Below are 17,504 nucleotides of genomic sequence, written 5' to 3'. Positions count from 1 at the left end.
CCTGACCTACGAAAGAACCAAATGTTAACACTATTACCCATAACCGCCTCCTACCTGCTGGGAGCCATTCCATTCGGTCTATTGGTTCCTCGGCTTTTTGGTGTCGCGGATATTCGTGCTCATGGCTCGGGTAACATAGGTGCTACCAATGTTGGGCGCATTGTCGGCTACAAGGCAGCAGTATGGGTTTATATCGGTGATGTTTCCAAGGGACTGGCTGCGGTATTCCTGGCTCGCCAGTTTCTCGGGCACTACGAAGTGGAGTTGGTATCGGGAGATGCCTTTCTTTTGATATGTGTGTTGGCCGCTGTGTTGGGGCATGTATTCCCGGTCTATCTGGGCTTCAAGGGCGGCAAAGGGGTCAACACGGCCCTGGGCGGGATGCTTGCACTCCTACCGTTTGAGACGCTTCTTAGTCTGGCTGTTTTTGGAATCGTAGTGGTGATAACAAAGTATGTTTCTCTGAGTTCAATGGCTGCGGCCCTGTCGTTTTTCCTGATAGTGACCGCAGAGAAGTACCTTTTGGGTCGCGATATTGTTGCCGTTTATGTTTGGATGGCTGGTATTGTGGTGTTGCTGATTTTCATCACTCATCGTCAGAACATAGTGCGACTGATAGCCGGGACCGAGAGCAAAATCACTCGTTCGGTACGATCGAGGGAGGCTCATTCAGATGGCTGAGAAAGTAGCGATACTGGGAGCCGGGTCTTGGGGATTGGCTATCGCCGGATTGCTTCATGGCAATGATCATAGTGTTACTTTATGGGAATTCAACCGTACCGATTACGATCTATTGTTGCAGCATCGTACTCATCCTGACAAGCTCCCCGGGTGTCATCTCTCCGATGATATCGGGATCACCAACGACATCGACGAGGCAGTCAAAGGATGTAGCCTTCTCGTACTGGCTGTGCCGTCACAATATCTTCGATCAGCTCTTGAGCGACTTGGATCTCCCCATCCGGACATTATGGGAGTAGTGAATCTGGCCAAGGGGATAGAAACAGGATCCCTCAAGAGGATGTCACAGGTAGTGTCTGATGTTCTTGATTTCCCGGCTGACAAGATCGCCACTATTTCCGGCCCGTCTCATGCCGAGGAAGTGACCCTCGACCTGCCGACTGCGGTGGTGGCGGCTGGAACCGGTGCCGAACTGGTAAGACGACTGCAGTCTGTATTCTCCAATTCCAGTTTCAGAGTCTACGAAAGTAGTGACCTGATCGGAGTTGAGTTGGGAGGATCGCTCAAGAATATAATAGCCATTGCTGTCGGCATAGCTGCTGGACTCGGTATGGGCGACAATACTCTTGGGGCTTTGATTACCCGAGGTCTGGCAGAGATAGGTCGCCTTGGTGCGACCATGAGTGCCGAGCCGTTGACTTTCTCCGGTCTTTCAGGTGTTGGTGATCTGGTAACGACCTGTGCCTCGAAACACAGTCGTAATCGGTATGTGGGGGATCAGATTGGTCGTGGCAAGACGCTTGATGATATTCTGGCTGGGATGTCTATGGTGGCCGAAGGTGTGCAGACAACTCGTTCGGGTCGAGAGTTAGCCCGACTGCACCAGGTTGAGATGCCTATAACAGAGGCAGTGTATCAGGTTCTATTTGAAAACAAACCACCGTCTGATGCGGTGGGGGAACTCATGGGGCGACAACTGAAGTCGGAAATTTGGCGATGAAGTCGTGAGTGAAGGGAGAACAGCATGAGCCCAAAAAAGAATGCCAATGAAAAACTGTACTACTCCATCAGCGAGGTGGCACGGATGACCGCGCTGGAGCCGTATGTGCTTCGCTATTGGGAGAAAGAGTTCCCGACTCTGAAACCGAAGAAGGGGAGGGGTGGAAATCGAACATACACCCGCAAGGATATTGAGATCATCAATCGGATCAAGTATTTACGTACCAAGGAAAAACTGACGATTGCCGGTACTCGAAACAAACTGACTATGAGACGCAACAGTGAGCAGAAAAAATCGGTCTTTCAATCGGCGCGGGCCAAAACTCTTATTGGCCAGATACGACGGGAAGTTGAGGGGATCCTCAAAGATTTCTCTTGAATTTCGAGCATAATTGGCTAACTTACGCCCGCTAATGTGTCGGAGCGTGGCGCAGTTTGGTTAGCGCACTCGCTTGGGGTGCGAGAGGTCGGCCGTTCAAATCGGCTCGCTCCGACCATTTTTTCAATCTTGTCTCGATCGGCAATAACCACATATTTTGATCTATGTCCAGCTTCAATCGACACAGTATTCTGGTTCTGATTCCCGCTTACAACGCCGAGAAATATCTTGATGAACTCGTCCCCCGATGTTTGAAATACGTTTGTGATTCCAATCTGCTGCTGGTTAATGACGGTTCCACTGATGACACTCTCGAAGTTCTTCGCCGTCTCGGAGTGAAGTACATTTCGTTTTCTGAGAATCGAGGGAAAGGGGCCGCTCTAATGGCCGGGTTTGAATATGCGATAAAGGAAGGTTATCGGTCGGTTCTTACGATCGATGCTGATCTGCAGCATCTGCCCGAAGAAATTCCAAGATTCTTCGCGCTTGATAACGGGCGGAGATTGATCGTTGGTACGCGCCATATGACACTCAAAATCATGCCCCTTGCCCGTTGGTTGACCAACAACCTTACGTCTATGATTATCTCGATTTTCTCAACGCAGCGAGTGCGGGACAGTCAATCAGGATTTCGACTAATTCCGACGGATGTACTTCGGTCAATACCGCTAGGCTCGGTGCGCTATGACTTCGAGTCGGAGATGCTCTTCAGTGCGGGGGCGGCCGGGGTGACAATGGCCGAAGTACCGATCTCTACCGTGTACGAAGGCTCCCATTCGTACATCAATCCGTTCGTAGATACGGGGCGATTCGTACGTCAAATCTGGAAACGTATCTGGGCGTGATATTGATGGAGCCGTATTATGGGTCTCTTTCGTTTCAGTGATCAATCGTCTCCTAGATAGAACCCACTTCTTCAGTCACCTTCTCAGTTTCTATCGTTGGTTGTTTGATGACATCATCTACCCAGCGCATCATCTGAAGACCAAAATTGTCCACTAGATCCGGATGGTTTGGTATCACTCTTATTGAGTATCCGAACAGGCCACTCTCATCGCAGGCCAGGTAGCTTTCATAAGTGTGGCAACCGGCCGTTGAGGACTTGATATGCTTGAGATTTTCAATCGTCGGGTCTACAATATCGCCATCCACTCCCGTAGGACCGCTGTAAATCTGCACCTGTACGTCCTCCGGAGACAAATTTCCCAGGCAGACTTCGGTTTCGATTTTGAGAGCCACTCCAACTACGGCGTCATCGCTGTGCATTTGGGTGCGTTCAATGCTGACCCCATTCCAGTTGCTGGTGATATGCTCTTTCCACTTTACCAATTCTCTGGTCCGGGCATATTCATCGTCCGACAATCGGTCCCAGTTGTGGTGGGCCTGCATGTAAAACCTCTCGGCATACTCACGGACCATTCGGTTAGAGCTGAATGTGGGGCCGAGCTTCATCATGGAGCTCTTCATCATGGCAATCCATTTGCGAGGAGCAGTGTCGCTCCCGTTGCGGTCGTAGAAAAGAGGTACTACTTCGTTCTCCAGCACATCATATAGTCCCTTACTTTCGACCTCGTCCTGGAACTGCGGATCGTCATAATCTTCGCCGGCGCCAATAGCCCAGCCGGTGTCGGTGTCGAAACCCTCGACCCACCAACCGTCAAGCACGCTAAGGTTAAGTCCACCATTGGGTATTACTTTCATACCGCTGGTGCCGCTGGCTTCCATAGGACGCCGAGGAGTATTCATCCATACATCGACACCTTCCACAAGGTAGCGGGCGACATTAATATCGTAGTTCTCAAGGAAAACGATATGGTTGCGTACTCCGGCATCGCGTGAGAAGTGAACCAATTGTTTGATTAGTTCCTTGCCTTCGTTATCGCGTGGGTGAGCTTTGCCGGCAAAAATAAATTGCACCGGCCGGTCTGGATTGCTCAGAAGTCGTTTCAATCTTTCCGGATCGCGAAGCAGGAGAGAAGCACGTTTGTAAGTAGCGAAGCGTCGAGCAAATCCGATGGTTAAGGCCTCCGGGTTCAGCACCTCATGGGCGCGATCGATATCTGCAGCGTTTGCTCCACGTCGCTTGAATTGCTCCCCAAGTCGTTGACGTGTGAAAGCAACCAGTCGCTCCCGGCGACGTTCGTGGACTCGCCACAGTTCTACCTCGGGAATCCTTTCCACTCTTTTCCATATCGATTCATCAGCCGGTTTCTTGAGCCAGTTTGGACCAAGATATCGGTGAAGAAGCTCGGTCATCTCAGGTGATGTCCACGAACGGGTGTGAATACCGTTCGTAACATGGCCGATGGGGATTTCATCCTCGGGAACGCCAGGCCAGATATCATGCCACATTTGTCGTGACACTTGTCCGTGAAGACGACTGACGCCGTTGGCCGAGGCCGTTGTTCTCAGAGCGAGCAACGCCATATTCAACGGCTCCTGGCGGTCTCGCGGATTCCTTCGACCCAAAGCCATGAATTCAGAATGATTCATACCGGTACTGTCAAGGATTGGTCCCATATACTTCTCGACCAGTGCCGGTTGGAATTCATCAATGCCTGCCGGAACCGGCGTGTGCGTGGTGAAGAATGTACCCCCGCGGATAACCTCCAGTGCTTCTATCGTTGATAAACCATCTTTTTCCTTGCGGTGCCTGAGTCTCTCCAGAGCCATAAAGGCCGCATGCCCTTCATTCATATGGCAAACATGAACGTGAATTCCCATTTGCCTCAGAGCTCTCATGCCCCCAATACCCAGCACCATTTCCTGTTGGATACGAATTTCCTGATCACCACCATATAGTTGGCAAGTAATACTGCGATCCTTGGGTTGGTTCTGCGAGATATTGGTGTCCAGCAGGTAGAGTGGTATGCGTCCAACCTGTGCCCGCCAGACTCGGGCGTATACCAGTCGATCAGGGAATGGAACATCGATCACAATCGGTGCGCCGCTGGTATCGGTCTCCATTTGGATAGGGAGATTGTAGAAATCATTGTCAGGATATGTTTCTTGTTGCCACCCATCGGCATTGAGGTACTGTTGAAAATACCCCTGCTGATAGAGCAATCCCACTCCAGCCAATGGCAGTCCAAGCTCACTCGCTGATTTTAGATGATCGCCAGCCAAGATGCCCAAACCCCCGGAATAGATGGGGAGACATTCAGTCAGGCCGAACTCCATCGAGAAATAGGCGATACTGGTAGAATCACTACGGCCGTATTTTTCTTCAAACCAGGTCTTACCCGTGATGTGCTCCTGAAGAACACGATGCACACGGTGCAGTTGGTCCATAAAACCATCATCGGTGACTGCCTGTGCCAGGCGATCTTGTTTGATGGTTCCCAGCATCTTGACCGGATTGTGACCAGACGAGTTCCAAAGGTCTCGATCCAGACGACGAAAGAGATCGACTGCCTGATGGTTCCACGTCCAGTGGAGGTTGTAGGCTATGTCATTTATCTCCGGCAGTTCGTCCGGCAGAGAAGGCTTGACTCGAAAAGTGTCGTGTGCTTTGGGCATTAATTACTCCTGGTTGTATAGTAATTTGGATTTCAGTAGGAGATACAAGCTATACCATTTCCGGGGTTTTCGGCCCAGCTGCGATAACTTCTTTTGGTGTTTGCTCCTCAAACTGGCGGAAGTTCTCGCGAAATAGTCCAGCCAGATAATTGGCTTTTTTGTCATAAGCTTCTTTGTTCGCCCAGGTGTTTCTCGGATTGAGAATCTCCTCGGGAACGCCGGGACATGAGGTCGGAACCTGGACGCCAAAGAAGGGATCCTCTTTGTATTCTACTTTGTCCAGCGATCCGTCGAGAGCGGCGTTGAGAAGTGCTCGCGTGTACTCGATTTTCATGCGTGATCCTTCGCCGCTTGGTAGTCATATCCTGTCTCCTTTGGTTTTTCCCCGAGACGGATTATTCTTGCTTATATTGCTACTTGTCGGCACTTCGTGGGAGTTATTCAGTTCTGGCGGCAGGCAAGTATATCTGAATCTGAGCAAACCAAGGAGCTGTGCCGCCGCATCTTATGAAATCAGCGCTCCCTGCCGATAACTAATAATAATAATACAAGACACGGACTGACGCCAGTGGGTAAAGTCCACCTCACCTGTGACCACGGGGGGTAGTATGCCTTTAGTTTCTCTGAGCGATTTGTACGCTGATGCCAACAAGAACCGTTATGCCATCGGCCAGTTCAATGTAAGTAACCTTGAGTTCACGCAGGCCGTACTGGAAGCAGCCGAAGAGATGAACTCGCCGGTAATTATTGGTGCTTCCAAAGACGGAGTCGCCTATGCCGGCGCACACAACCTTGTAGCTATGGTTAGAGCCGAGGCGGAGCGAATTTCGGTGCCGGTAGTGTTACATCTTGATCACGGCCCCTCGATGGAACTGGTGACTGAGTGTGTCGAAGCTGGATTCACATCGGTGATGATTGACGGTTCTCACTGTTCGCTTGAAGAGAACATAGAGATGACGCGCGAAGCTGTTGACTATGCTCACCAGCGCGGAGTTACGGTCGAGGCCGAACTCGGACGACTGGGGGGTATCGAGGACAATATCAAAGTCGATGCCAAGGATGCTTGTCTAACTGATCCCGATGAAGCCATGCGTTTCGTCGAAGAAACCGGCGTCGATGCTCTGGCGGTGGCAGTGGGAACCAGCCATGGTGCGTACAAGTTCAAAGAGGAAGCCAAACTGGATTTCAATCGCATTGCGATCATTAAGAAGCTTCTGGATATACCCTTAGTGTTGCACGGAGCCAGTGGTGTTCCTGCGGAACTTACTGAGAAGCTGACTCGCTACGGGGGGGAGATATCCGATGCCAAGGGTGTTCCTGACGAGGCCTATCGGAAGGCTATCGAAAACGGTATCAACAAGATCAATATCGATACGGACCTCCGGCTTGCCTTCACATCTACCGTTAGACAGATGCTCGCAGAGAATCCGGGATTGTTTGATCCGCGAAAGATTCTTGCCCCGACACGGCAGGCTGTCAAAGCTGTTGTGATGGATAAGATGCGTGTGTTTGGCAGTGCGTCCCGCGCAGGTTGGCAACCACGTCCCCATGAGAACCAAAGTTATACGGGAGTATTCTGCTGAGGGGATGGTTAGGCTGTTTATTCCATTGACCTGATGGCGCGGATGATTTCGCCGGGGGACTCGACCGACATCAGTTCCTCGCGGAAAGACTCGTACTGGAGCATCTCCGCCAGCGATTTGAAGACTTTCAGGTAGAGCGAGTCATCGTAGGGTGGGGCTGCCATGACAAAAAAGAGGTGAACCAACTCACCGTCGGGGGCGTCAAAATCGTACCCTTTAGCTGATCGGGCGAAACCGATCATGAATTCTTTGGCGTGTTTGGATCGAATGTGCGGCAAGGCTACTCCGCAGCCAATCGCAGTGCTGGCTTGTTTTTCGCGATTGGTGAAATCAAGTAGCAACTTGTTTCGATTCCCTATGCGGGAGTTTTCATCGAGGATGTCAACCAGTTCAAACAGCACCAGCGCTTTGCACTGTTCGCGCCATTTGTCTTTCGACTGATCCTCTTCGAGTGGTAACACTTCCGTAACCATCTTCAATCGTACGGTAGCTTCACTCATGTAACGCGAAATATTCATTATCAATCCTATCGACCGCAATCGCTTACGACTTGACATGATATGTCGGATAGTGGCGGCTGTCAATAGATAGGGGAGGACCTTTTCGCATCACATTCGGAATTTGGAACAGTTCAGCGACGAGTGCGGGTCCGTCCTCGAACCCGCCTTCTGTTGAACAAAGATGTCAGCTGTGTGGAGCAAGGCGGTAGGTTTGAAGACAAGCCTACCCTTGTATTACTGCAGGTCGACAGCCTCCTTGGCTTCTTTGAGACCGTTGATTGTCTCATTGGCTGTCGAGATCATTGTCTTCTTAACCCGGGGGTTGTTCTTGGCAATTTTCAGGAAGTTGTTCCAGTTGGTGATATTGGTATTGTATTCATCAGGACTCTCTGACTGAATAGCAATAGCATAGTTGTAGGCAGCGCGGTAATCCTTAGGCTTGATCTTCAGGGCTTTCTTAAATTCGCCAGCGGCACTTATGTATTTCTCCTGGCCCAGATATATCCCACCTAGCAGCGAATGGGGATAGACATAGTCGTTCTTGAGCTCAATTGATTTCTTGCAGGCTGCCACAGCCTCAGTCAGCTTGCTGACTTTTTTGTAGTCCTTGCCCAGCAGATACCAGGAAGCATAGTCCCCTCCTGCCAGTTCGTGGTATTTCTCAAACGTGGCAATCGCGTCGGCATATTTCTTCTGCTTATCGTAGACTTTGCCCAATGCTTTATAGAGGTCAGACTGAGTCGAATCCAATTTCAAGGAGGTCAAGAACGAAGAACCTGCTTCGGTATATTGTTTAAGCTGGTATTCGACTCGTCCGAGATTGGCAAACGCTTCGGCGTGAGACTTGTCGCGTTGGGTGGCTTCCTTGAACATCTCAAGGGCTTGGTCGTACTTCTTCTGTTCAAAATAGATTGCACCCAGATTGACGCATGGGTCAGCGTAGGTTTTGTCCAATGCCAGAGCACCCTTGTATGCAAGAATCGCATCCTCAAGATTTCCGGCTTGTTTGGCCTTAATGCCAGAGTTGTACATTTCTTTGGCTTCGTCAGAGACTGCGCTGGCCGTTGGAGTCAGCATAGTGTTCAGGGCGAAAGCAACTGCCAGGGTCAGGATAACGAACGCTTTTGATTGATTCATCTTACTCATAAAATTTCCTTTCAATAATCTGAATATTCTACACATTTGTCTATCTGATGGTTCGCGCTGATTACAACGTTTGTCGATGTCTCTCCACTGCTGTTTTAACTTCGGGGTATTTCAGGGCGAGGATGCGTGCTGCAAGAGCCGCGGCGTTTTTGGCTCCGGGACCACCAATAGCCACTGTTGCCACAGGAATACCCGGTGGCATCTGAACGATAGCCAGCAGGGAATCCATTCCTCCCAGGGCAGCCGGCAATGGTACTCCAATAACGGGCAGAAGCGAATGGGCAGCTGCTACGCCCGGAAGGGCGGCAGCCAGACCTGCCATCGCAATGATAGCATCGAAGCCATTTGCTTCGGCTTCACTGGCCAGCTGGGCAGTTTTCTCGGGATGACGATGCGCCGAAGAAATCTCTGTTTGGGCATCAATGCCAAATATCTTTAGTTGTTCCCGGCATTTTTGTGCGTACTCACTATCTGATTTCGAACCTATGATTATCAATGCTTTTGGCATATGTTATACCTGTTCTCTGGTTTTATTAAGTGCTCTGAAACCGATATCACGTCGATATATAGCTCCCTCAAACCGAATCTTGTTTATCGCCCGATAGGCGCGATTAAGAGCCTGTTGCAGGTTTTTGTCAATTCCAACAACACCCAGCACCCGACCACCATTAGTCATCAGATGATTCCCCTTAGGGACGGTTCCAGCGTGGAATATGTGACAATTATTGTCGCCGATGTTATGCAGGCCGGTGATTTTCAGACCGGTACGATACTTGCCGGGGTAGCCTTTAGAGGCCATTACGACACAGGCTGCCTCTTTCTGGCTCCATTCTATCTTGCGGCCCGAACCGAGTTTCTGATTAACTGAGGCCAGCATCAGGTCAAGCAAGTCAGTCTTCAGAAGTGGCAGTACGGCCTGGGTCTCAGGATCGCCGAATCGGCAATTGAATTCGAGTACCTTGGGACCGCTTTCTGTTATCATCAAACCAACGTATAGGACACCTTTGTATGTGATGCTCTCTTTGTGCAATCCAGTCATCGTTGGCTGAAGAATATAGTCGCGAATCTGGTCCACCAGGTAGTCATCGAGAATTCTTGTGGGGCAGTAGGCTCCCATGCCACCAGTATTTGGACCGCGGTCACCATCATAGGCTTGCTTGTGATCTTGGCTGGATAGAAACGGTATGATAGCCTTGCCGTCAGTAATAGCCATAACCGAAACTTCTTCACCCTTTAGGAACGATTCGATCACGATCTTGTTGCCTGCGCGACCGAATCGGTGCCTGATCATCATTTCTTCGATTGTGGTGGTGGCTTGTTTAAGATTTTTTGCTACCACTACACCTTTGCCAGCCGCTAAACCGTCAGCCTTGATTATGACCGGAAAATCCACAGAGTGGCAGAAGCCAATTGCCTCGGCCGCAACTGTAAAGACCTTGAATGCGGCGGTCGGAATGTGATATTTGCGCATGAACTCCTTGGCGAAGACCTTACTGCCTTCAAGCTGCGATGCCTGCTTGTTAGGGCCGAATATTTTCAATCGCCGTCGCTGGAATTCGTCAACGATCCCTTTGGTAAGAGGAACCTCCGGACCAACCACAGTCAGACCGATTTTGTTGCGATTGGCGAAATCTCCCAGGGCCTTGATATTATCCGCCTGGATGTTAACACACTTAGCAATCTGTCCGATTCCGGCGTTTCCGGGAGCACAGAAAATCTTATCGACCTTCTTCGATCTCTTCAATTTCCAGACAAGGGCGTGTTCGCGTCCACCGGAGCCTATCACAAATACTTTCATAGTCTTCCCAAGAGTTTTGCAGACCTCCAATAAAGCTTATAATTAACCAGTTTTTGCGCTGATTTCAAGCGGTTTTTTGGTCCCATCATGGAGATCCGTGGGTTTGATGTGGAGGTAAATATGGAAAAGGAAGCCGATCCAAACGGATCGGCTTCCAGTAAAAGCTCTAGTAACAGTGCCTTCTGGCTATTCCGGCTTCGAAAAAGCATCGGCTGGAATGTCGCCATTGATGGTGTACGTAGAGATATCAAATGTCATTGCCTTCTGGCCGTTAACGTTGCGTACCGACTTGAAGGGTACCTTGATACCTTCAACAACGGTGAGATTGGAATAAATCTCCTCCACCGATCCATCTTCATCAGCATAGCTCTTGCACACCAGCTCGTTACTAGTGGTAGTGAAAGCGAATCGACAGATCACGTCCCCATCGTTACCGACCACGGCGACCCAGTTTATGTCTGTACCTTCCACTGTACCAGCTCCGTCAAATACGGCCTGATAGTACGGTTCGTCCAGACTTGAGAAAATACGCAGTGTGTTTCGGTTACGCTGCTTGTCATGATCCAGGATGTCCTCCTCGGTCATTGGCGCCAACTGCATGGTGGCTTGGTCAGTCTTCCAGCCGGTGTTGCCGTCACGAATGGAAGAATAGATCTTCTGCCCCATGACATTAATAAGTCCCATACTCTGGTCTGGGAAAACGTCGATCCCTTCAGATTGTACAGGAAATTCACCGTTGGGAGTTACCAGCGTCAATGTAGCCTTGCGCCAAACAGATTTGACGTTCTTGTAGGCTGCCAGACCACCGTGAGCTTCGATAGCCGCACTGAGAATCTCAGTTCCTTTGGCGATGGTTTCGTCGTTGATTACCAACTCTTTTTCTTCAACTCCACTGGGGATAGTGATGTCGATCTCAACAACATTGCCAAGGCCAAGCTGATCAAGGGGCATCTCAAAATCTTCGCCCTTGCCAACGACAACGATGCGAAGCGCATCCGGTCGTAGATTGGCTTTGGCGGCGGTCATGACATCTTCAGGGGAAACCTTCTCTACCTTTTCCTTCTCCAGGAATAGGAAGTCATCGGGAAGGTTATAGAAGTCGTAGGTCATCAGACGACGGACAACTTCACCCTTGGAATCGAAGTTGAATACGAATGAATTTAGATAGCCGTCCTTGCCGGCTCGCATCTCGTTCTCTGTAGGTGGGTCGGTATGCATCTGCTCAATGACTTTGATCATCTCGCGCACGCACTTCGCAGTGGTTTCGGATTTGGTCGAAGCAAAGGCATAGAACATGCCGGGATACGAGATGTTGGCAGTATACACGCCGAAAGCAGCATAGGCCAGACCTTCACGGGAACGGACGGCATTGAACATCCGCGAACCAAACGAGCCACCGAAGATATTGTTCATGACGATCCGGGACGGGTAGTCCTCGTCGGTCGTAAGGCCGCCGATATGGCCCAGGATGATATTGGTCTGGTTAACGTCAGCTTTGTTGACGTAGTACACTTCATTCTCAAACTTGTAGTCCACTTCGGGGAGTGGAGGAACCGGGTCACCCTCGCGAACCCAGTCGTCGAAATGAGCCTTGATCTTCTCAACCAGTTCCTTGGAATCGAAGTCACCCCAGAAAGCCAACTGCACGTTCTGTGGTTTGAAATAGGCGGCATGAAAGTCGACCAGATCCTGTCGCTCGATAGCGTTGATGGTGGTGTATTCAACGTGACGAGCAAATGGAGATTCCGATCCGTAGAGGACTTTTCTATACTCGCGGATTGCAATTTGCATCGGGTCGTCATTCCGGCGCGAGATGCCTGAACGCATCTGCACCTTGGCCAGATCGATCTTGTCTTGATCAAATACTGGGCTACGAAGAACTTCGGTCAGCACTTCCAGACCCAGATCAGTGTACTCACTAAGAACATTGATATTAGCCCCACCAGAGGTATTGCCAATGAATGTCTCGACATAACCACCGATGGCTTCCAGTTGCTCGTCTATTTCGTCACCGGTCCACTTGGCTGTACCTCCGGTACGAAGGACAGTACCGCAAACGGACGCCAGACCGATCTTCTCGGCCGGGTCGAGGTGACCGCCACAATTGATGCGGGCGGAGCTTCTGAAGATAGGCATACTGCGATCAGGAAGCAGATAAAGTCGGAGGCCATTCTCGAGAGTGACCTTCTCAACTTCAGGGATTTCCAGCTTGTTCAGCTTGGGGTACTCGATTTTGTCGATATCCTGTGCCATGCCGGGGCCAGCCACAAGAGCCAGCAGGAAGGCCAGGGCGACAAATGAAAATATTTGTTTGCGAATCATGATAAGCCTCTCCTACTTAGCTTTCCTGGTGAATGATCATACCGACGGTACGGTTTTTCTTTGTCAAGTACTCTATGGCTACTCGCTGAATGTCCTCGGCTGTAACAGCATTGATGCGATCTAATTCGCGGAATAACTCGCGCCAGTTACCCCAACGGGTTTGATAGGCGGCCAGTTGCATTGCAATACCATTGTTGTCGTCCATGCCATTGATGAACTGTGCCTTGGCTCGAGCCTTGATTTTCTCAATTTCTTCGGCCGGGATCAACTCCGTCTTGAGCTTCTCGACCTCAGCGAAGATCTCTGCTTCAAGTTCAGGGTTGTCATGCTCGGCCGCAGCCATGGCATATACAGCGACCAGACCGGGATATTTGTCACCGGGGAAACCACCAAAGGCGCCTATATTAAGCGCGGCTTTTTTCTCTTTCACGAGGTTTTTGTACAGAAGAGACGTCCGACCCTGCCCCAGGTAATCGGTAAGGGCATCAAGGGCTGGGCGATCGGGGTGAGTTGCTTCAGGAATATGCCAACCTACAATGTAGAAAGGCTGTGCCGGATCTTCGATTGCTACACGACGTTCGCCCTTCTGTTCCGGTTCTACTGTAGCCAGTAGTTCCGGGGCCGGACGATAGGGGATGCGCTCCCAATATTTCTTGGCCAGCTTGAGGACATCTTTGGTTTTGACGTCTCCAACGATGGCAATAGTAAGATTGGATGGTCCGTAGTATTTCTCAAAATACTCGATGGCCGCATCGCGGGAGTAGTTTTGAATGTCTGACATGTGACCAACTATGGGTCGGCCATACGGGTGAGCCTTAAAGGAAGTAGAGATGAAGTCCTCGATCAGTTTGCCAATAGGGTTGGACTCTGTGCGCATACGGCGTTCTTCGGCCACGACGTCACGTTCCTTGTACATCTCTCTCAAGACGGGATTGAGAAAGCGTTCCGATTCCAAAGCCATCCAGAGTTCCACTTTGTTCGACGGCAGACTGAAGAAATAGACTGTCTCGTCATAGCTGGTGAAAGCGTTGAGGCCGACGCCTCCTTCACGCTCAATTATGTTGCCAAACTCATTTGGCTCGATCAACTCATACGAAGCCTCGCGAGCTGAATCGTAGGCTGCTTCGAGGGCAGCAATGCGGGTTGAATCGGCGAAGCGTCCCTTTTTACGCTCGGTGCGCAATTCGAGGAAAACGCTGTCCTCAATGGCGATCAATTCCAGTTCTTTGTCAATGTCTTTGGAGCCAACACTCTTGGTGCCTTTGAAGGCCATGTGCTCAAACATGTGGGCCATGCCCGAGTATTCCTTGGGGTCATCCGATCCACCCACATTTGCATAAGTAAGACAGGACACGACCGGAGCGTCGTGACGCTCCATGATAAGTACCTTAAGCCCATTTTTCAGCGTGTACTCGCCGACAGAATTCTCAAGTTCCGAGAAATCAAAGGCTGAGGCCGTCGCCGCCACAAGCAGCATCAGGCAGACCAGTACAGCCAATGGTCCGGCTTTAACGTGTGTCATAAGATCCTCCGTGAATGTGTTGTATCTTAACATATTGGTGCGAATAAACCACTAACGCTGGAGAGTGTCAAGTCCCTACTGGACTTGGATTGTGTGTAAAATGGGTGAAATACTACGCTGGCTATCTTCGATCAACGAGGCAAGGGTGGCAATTCAGACACCGACTGACCCGAAAATGGCTGTTGTGCTGGAGCTTACGGTGGAGACAGCATGGTCGTGTCGGGTCTGTAATCCTCAAATATGGGCGAAATGGTCTTCGGGGTAGAGCCCTACCACCATGAAATCAGTTTGGGTTTCAGGGTGTGGGGGAGATGCTTGTTGTTTGGAATCACGCGGGCACGAACACCGAAGCGTCCCGAGTCGATGCATCTGACCCACCCCGTGAAAGTACACACACCGTCATCGTTGCTCTCGACCAGAGTCGCCGGCACCGGAGTATATTGTTCTATTTCGCTCTGCGAATTGAGGTGGCCTGAGATCATCTCTACTCGCACATCATCAGGAGAGATATCCCCCATACTAATTTTGATAGTTACCGGGAATTTTTGACCTACGTAAACGGTAGCATCAAGTCCTGGTATATCAACATTTTCAATGACGATGTTGTGCCATTCCTGGGTCATATGTTCCAGCCACGAAGTTACGGAACGCGTAACAGCGAACCCGTCGGCAGACAATTCTCGGGCGTGCCTGATCGCCGGGGCATAGCACCGGTTGGCGTAATTAGTAAGCATGTTGTGAGCCGAGAACATCTGTCCGGCCATCTTGATGGAAGCTTTCATTTTATTTATCCAGCGTAGCGGATTCCCACGGTCATTACGATCATAGAAGAGGGGGATGACTTCCGTTTCGAGCGTGTTGTAGAGCATCTCCGACTCCAGCCGGTTCTGAACTTCGATGTTGTCGTACTCTTCACCGTTGCCAATCTTGAACCCAGTATCATCACAGTACCCCTCGTCCCACCAGCCATCGAGGATAGACAGATGCAGCGAGCCATTCAAGGCTGCTTTCATGCCGGATGTACCGGAAGCTTCCTGGGGACGCCGCGGAGTATTCAGCCAGACATCGGAACCCTGAACCATATATCGGGCAACATTTATGTCGTAGTCCTCAAGGAAGATGATACGATTGCGGAACCGTTCCTGTGATATGAGACCGATAATCTCCTTGATGATCTCTTTTCCCGGACTGTCAAGGGGGTGAGCTTTGCCAGCCAGGATAATCTGCACCGGGTGGTCATCATCGTTGACTATCCTTTCCAGTCGATCGGGATCGGAGAAAATTAAATCGCCGCGTTTATATGTCGAGAAGCGGCGGGCGAAGCCAATAGTCAGGATACGCGGATCGAGTATTTGGTCTGCCTGGTTGATCACCAGTTCTGAAGAACCCCGCCGGATCAATTGCTGCTTGAGACGTTTGCGAGCGAAAAACACCAGTCGCTCGCGGCGTCGGTTATGAGTCCGCCACAACTCTGCATCCGGTATTTTCTTCACTCGTTCCCAGTGCTCAGGTGCGCCGGGATGTTCGGTATAGGCCGAACCGAAATATGACTCGTATAATTCCTGGAGGTCGTGCGAAATCCAGGATCCCAGATGAACCCCGTTGGTGATGGCACGAATGGGTACTTCCGAGATGGGTAGTTCGGGCCATATGTTGTGCCACATCTCTCGCGACACCCGGCCATGCAGAACGGATACGCCGTTAGCGAAAGCGGCTGTTTTCAGGGCGGCTACCGTCATGCCGAATGATTCTGATTCGTCATCGGGCATCACCCGTCCCATGGCAATGAAATCCTTCCACGAAATACCAAGTTCGGATACCAGGTTCGACAGATACCGGTGGACCAACACGGTCTCGAATTTCTCATTCCCGGCCGGGACCGGCGTATGGGTGGTGAACACGGTCGTGCTCCACACATTTTGCTCAGCCTCCTGGTAACTCAGTTTTTGTTCCTGCATCAGGTTACGAATCCGCTCCAATGTGAGGAACCATGAATGGCCTTCGTTTAGATGAAAAATCGTAGGGTCGATGCCCAGCGCACGCAAGGCACGCACACCGCCCACCCCAAGGATAATCTCCTGCCGGATGCGCATGTCCTTGTCGCCGCCGTAGAGAACGGATGTAACCTCACGACATTTGGTAGAGTTCTCAGGAATGTTCGCGTCGAGCAAGTACAGCGGTATAAGCCCCACGCTCACTTTCCATATCTGTAATTGGACCGGTGTATCTCCCAGCATCACAGTCACACGCACCGGTTCATCATTATCATCTCTGACAAGTTGCACCGGCATGTGATACCAGTCGTTCTCTTCATAGCGTTCCTGCTGCCAGCCGTCCGAGGAGAGGAACTGCCGAAAATAACCGTAACGGTATAACAATCCGACAGCGACCATAGGTAAGCCCAGGTCGGATGCGGCCTTCAAGGTATCTCCGGAAAGTACGCCAAGTCCTCCGGAATAAACTGGCAGTCCGGTATCAAGACCGTACTCCAGAGAGAAATAGGCGATTGTGCTTCCCTGGAGGTCTTCATGCTCGTACTGGAACCATCGCTTCAGGCCAAGATAATTACGATACTTCTGGTGGGTTCGGTCCAGACTGGCCACGAAACCGTCATCCTCGGCAGCCCTTTGGAGAGTTTCCTGGGGTAGTTTGGAAAGCATCTCGACTGGATTCTGATAACACTGCTCCCACATTTCGGGGTCGAGCCTGATGAAAAGCTTCACCAGATTCCAATTCCACGAGTACCAGAGGTTCTGGGCCAACTCCTGGAGAACCAGAATCCGCTCGGGCAATCTTGGCAATACAAGGAACTGTTTCAGACGCATAGCTTTCCCGATAGTAGGACGTTTGTTTTTCGTAACCAATAAGTCTACAATCACAGTATCGCCCCAAACAACCACAATTTTACTCCTGCTGACGTAGTCAATGCAACAAAAATAGGTGATTACCAATTTATCCGGAAAAAGGTCGAATGTGTAATTAGGTACACCATTTGTGTCGAAACAGATATTATCGGCCTTTGCAGGCAAGAAATTGGTTGCATAAGAGTAGTTTT

15 protein-coding genes and 1 tRNA gene are annotated in these 17,504 nt (G+C 50.6%); 7 read left to right on the top strand and 9 right to left on the bottom strand.

The genetic code is table 11. The features are described from left to right. The first annotated feature begins 21 nt into the window (after nucleotides 1–21). The 5 genes from plsY (at nucleotide 22) to KOO62_03610 (ending at nucleotide 2,904) form a co-directional block, all read left to right on the top strand. Nucleotides 22–681 (top strand): glycerol-3-phosphate 1-O-acyltransferase PlsY, encoded by a 660-nt coding sequence (plsY, locus tag KOO62_03630; protein ID MBU8933077.1) that lies wholly within the window; start codon nucleotides 22–24, stop codon nucleotides 679–681. Continuing rightward, complete coding sequence (locus tag KOO62_03625) at nucleotides 674–1,681, top strand: NAD(P)-dependent glycerol-3-phosphate dehydrogenase (protein MBU8933076.1); 1,008 nt, start codon at nucleotides 674–676, stop codon at nucleotides 1,679–1,681. Before plsY ends, KOO62_03625 begins: the two co-directional genes overlap by 8 nt. A 24-nt stretch (nucleotides 1,682–1,705) precedes the next feature. Further along, entirely contained in the window at nucleotides 1,706–2,059 is a 354-nt protein-coding gene (locus KOO62_03620) for a MerR family transcriptional regulator (protein ID MBU8933075.1), read from the top strand. Between the two features lie 40 nt (nucleotides 2,060–2,099). Continuing rightward, nucleotides 2,100–2,177, top strand: a tRNA-Pro gene (locus KOO62_03615). A 46-nt stretch (nucleotides 2,178–2,223) separates the two neighbouring features. Continuing rightward, the gene (locus KOO62_03610) at nucleotides 2,224–2,904 is read left to right on the top strand and encodes a glycosyltransferase family 2 protein (protein MBU8933074.1); all 681 of its coding nucleotides are present in this window, start codon (nucleotides 2,224–2,226) and stop codon (nucleotides 2,902–2,904) included. Between the two features lie 52 nt (nucleotides 2,905–2,956). Here the strand turns inward: KOO62_03610 and glgP (KOO62_03605) are convergent, their stop codons facing one another. Both glgP (KOO62_03605) and KOO62_03600 read right to left on the bottom strand, forming a co-directional pair. Then, nucleotides 2,957–5,578 (bottom strand): alpha-glucan family phosphorylase, encoded by a 2,622-nt coding sequence (glgP, locus tag KOO62_03605; protein ID MBU8933073.1) that lies wholly within the window; start codon nucleotides 5,576–5,578, stop codon nucleotides 2,957–2,959. 49 nt (nucleotides 5,579–5,627) lie between these two features. After that, entirely contained in the window at nucleotides 5,628–5,912 is a 285-nt protein-coding gene (locus KOO62_03600) for a phosphoenolpyruvate carboxykinase (ATP) (GenBank protein MBU8933072.1), read from the bottom strand. Nucleotides 5,913–6,186: 274 nt separating this feature from the next. On the opposite strand from KOO62_03600, the gene fba reads away from it, so the two are divergent. Continuing rightward, nucleotides 6,187–7,161 carry a class II fructose-1,6-bisphosphate aldolase gene (fba, locus tag KOO62_03595; protein ID MBU8933071.1) on the top strand — a complete coding sequence of 325 codons (975 nt, stop codon included), beginning with the start codon at nucleotides 6,187–6,189 and terminating at the stop codon, nucleotides 7,159–7,161. A gap of 17 nt (nucleotides 7,162–7,178) precedes the next feature. Here fba and KOO62_03590 read toward each other — a convergent pair whose 3' ends face one another. The 6 genes from KOO62_03590 to KOO62_03565 form a co-directional block, all read right to left on the bottom strand. Continuing rightward, complete coding sequence (locus KOO62_03590; protein ID MBU8933070.1) at nucleotides 7,179–7,679, bottom strand: PTS sugar transporter subunit IIA; 501 nt, start codon at nucleotides 7,677–7,679, stop codon at nucleotides 7,179–7,181. 216 nt (nucleotides 7,680–7,895) lie between these two features. Further along, nucleotides 7,896–8,807: a tetratricopeptide repeat protein gene (locus tag KOO62_03585; protein ID MBU8933069.1), complete on the bottom strand. Its 912-nt coding sequence runs from the start codon at nucleotides 8,805–8,807 to the stop codon at nucleotides 7,896–7,898. A gap of 61 nt (nucleotides 8,808–8,868) precedes the next feature. Continuing rightward, nucleotides 8,869–9,315: a 5-(carboxyamino)imidazole ribonucleotide mutase gene (gene purE / locus KOO62_03580; protein MBU8933068.1), complete on the bottom strand. Its 447-nt coding sequence runs from the start codon at nucleotides 9,313–9,315 to the stop codon at nucleotides 8,869–8,871. A 3-nt stretch (nucleotides 9,316–9,318) separates the two neighbouring features. Beyond that, nucleotides 9,319–10,605: a phosphoribosylamine--glycine ligase gene (gene purD, locus KOO62_03575; protein ID MBU8933067.1), complete on the bottom strand. Its 1,287-nt coding sequence runs from the start codon at nucleotides 10,603–10,605 to the stop codon at nucleotides 9,319–9,321. A 186-nt stretch (nucleotides 10,606–10,791) separates the two neighbouring features. Continuing rightward, a complete protein-coding gene (locus KOO62_03570) occupies nucleotides 10,792–12,927 on the bottom strand; it encodes an insulinase family protein (GenBank protein MBU8933066.1) in 2,136 nt (711 codons plus the stop codon). 16 nt (nucleotides 12,928–12,943) lie between these two features. After that, on the bottom strand, nucleotides 12,944–14,449 hold the full coding sequence (locus tag KOO62_03565) for an insulinase family protein (protein ID MBU8933065.1): 1,506 nt from the start codon (nucleotides 14,447–14,449) through the stop codon (nucleotides 12,944–12,946). 100 nt (nucleotides 14,450–14,549) lie between these two features. On the opposite strand from KOO62_03565, the gene KOO62_03560 reads away from it, so the two are divergent. After that, entirely contained in the window at nucleotides 14,550–14,714 is a 165-nt protein-coding gene (locus tag KOO62_03560) for a hypothetical protein (GenBank protein MBU8933064.1), read from the top strand. A 4-nt stretch (nucleotides 14,715–14,718) separates the two neighbouring features. On the opposite strand, the gene glgP (KOO62_03555) is transcribed toward KOO62_03560, so the two are convergent. Then, entirely contained in the window at nucleotides 14,719–17,349 is a 2,631-nt protein-coding gene (gene glgP, locus KOO62_03555; protein MBU8933063.1) for an alpha-glucan family phosphorylase, read from the bottom strand. Nucleotides 17,350–17,504 lie beyond the last annotated feature (155 nt).

The organism is Candidatus Zixiibacteriota bacterium, assembly GCA_019038695.1.
GTDB lineage: Bacteria > Zixibacteria > MSB-5A5 > GN15 > FEB-12 > B120-G9.
The sequence above is the reverse complement of the archived record's forward strand: the minus strand, read 5'-3'. Positions and strand labels throughout refer to the sequence as shown.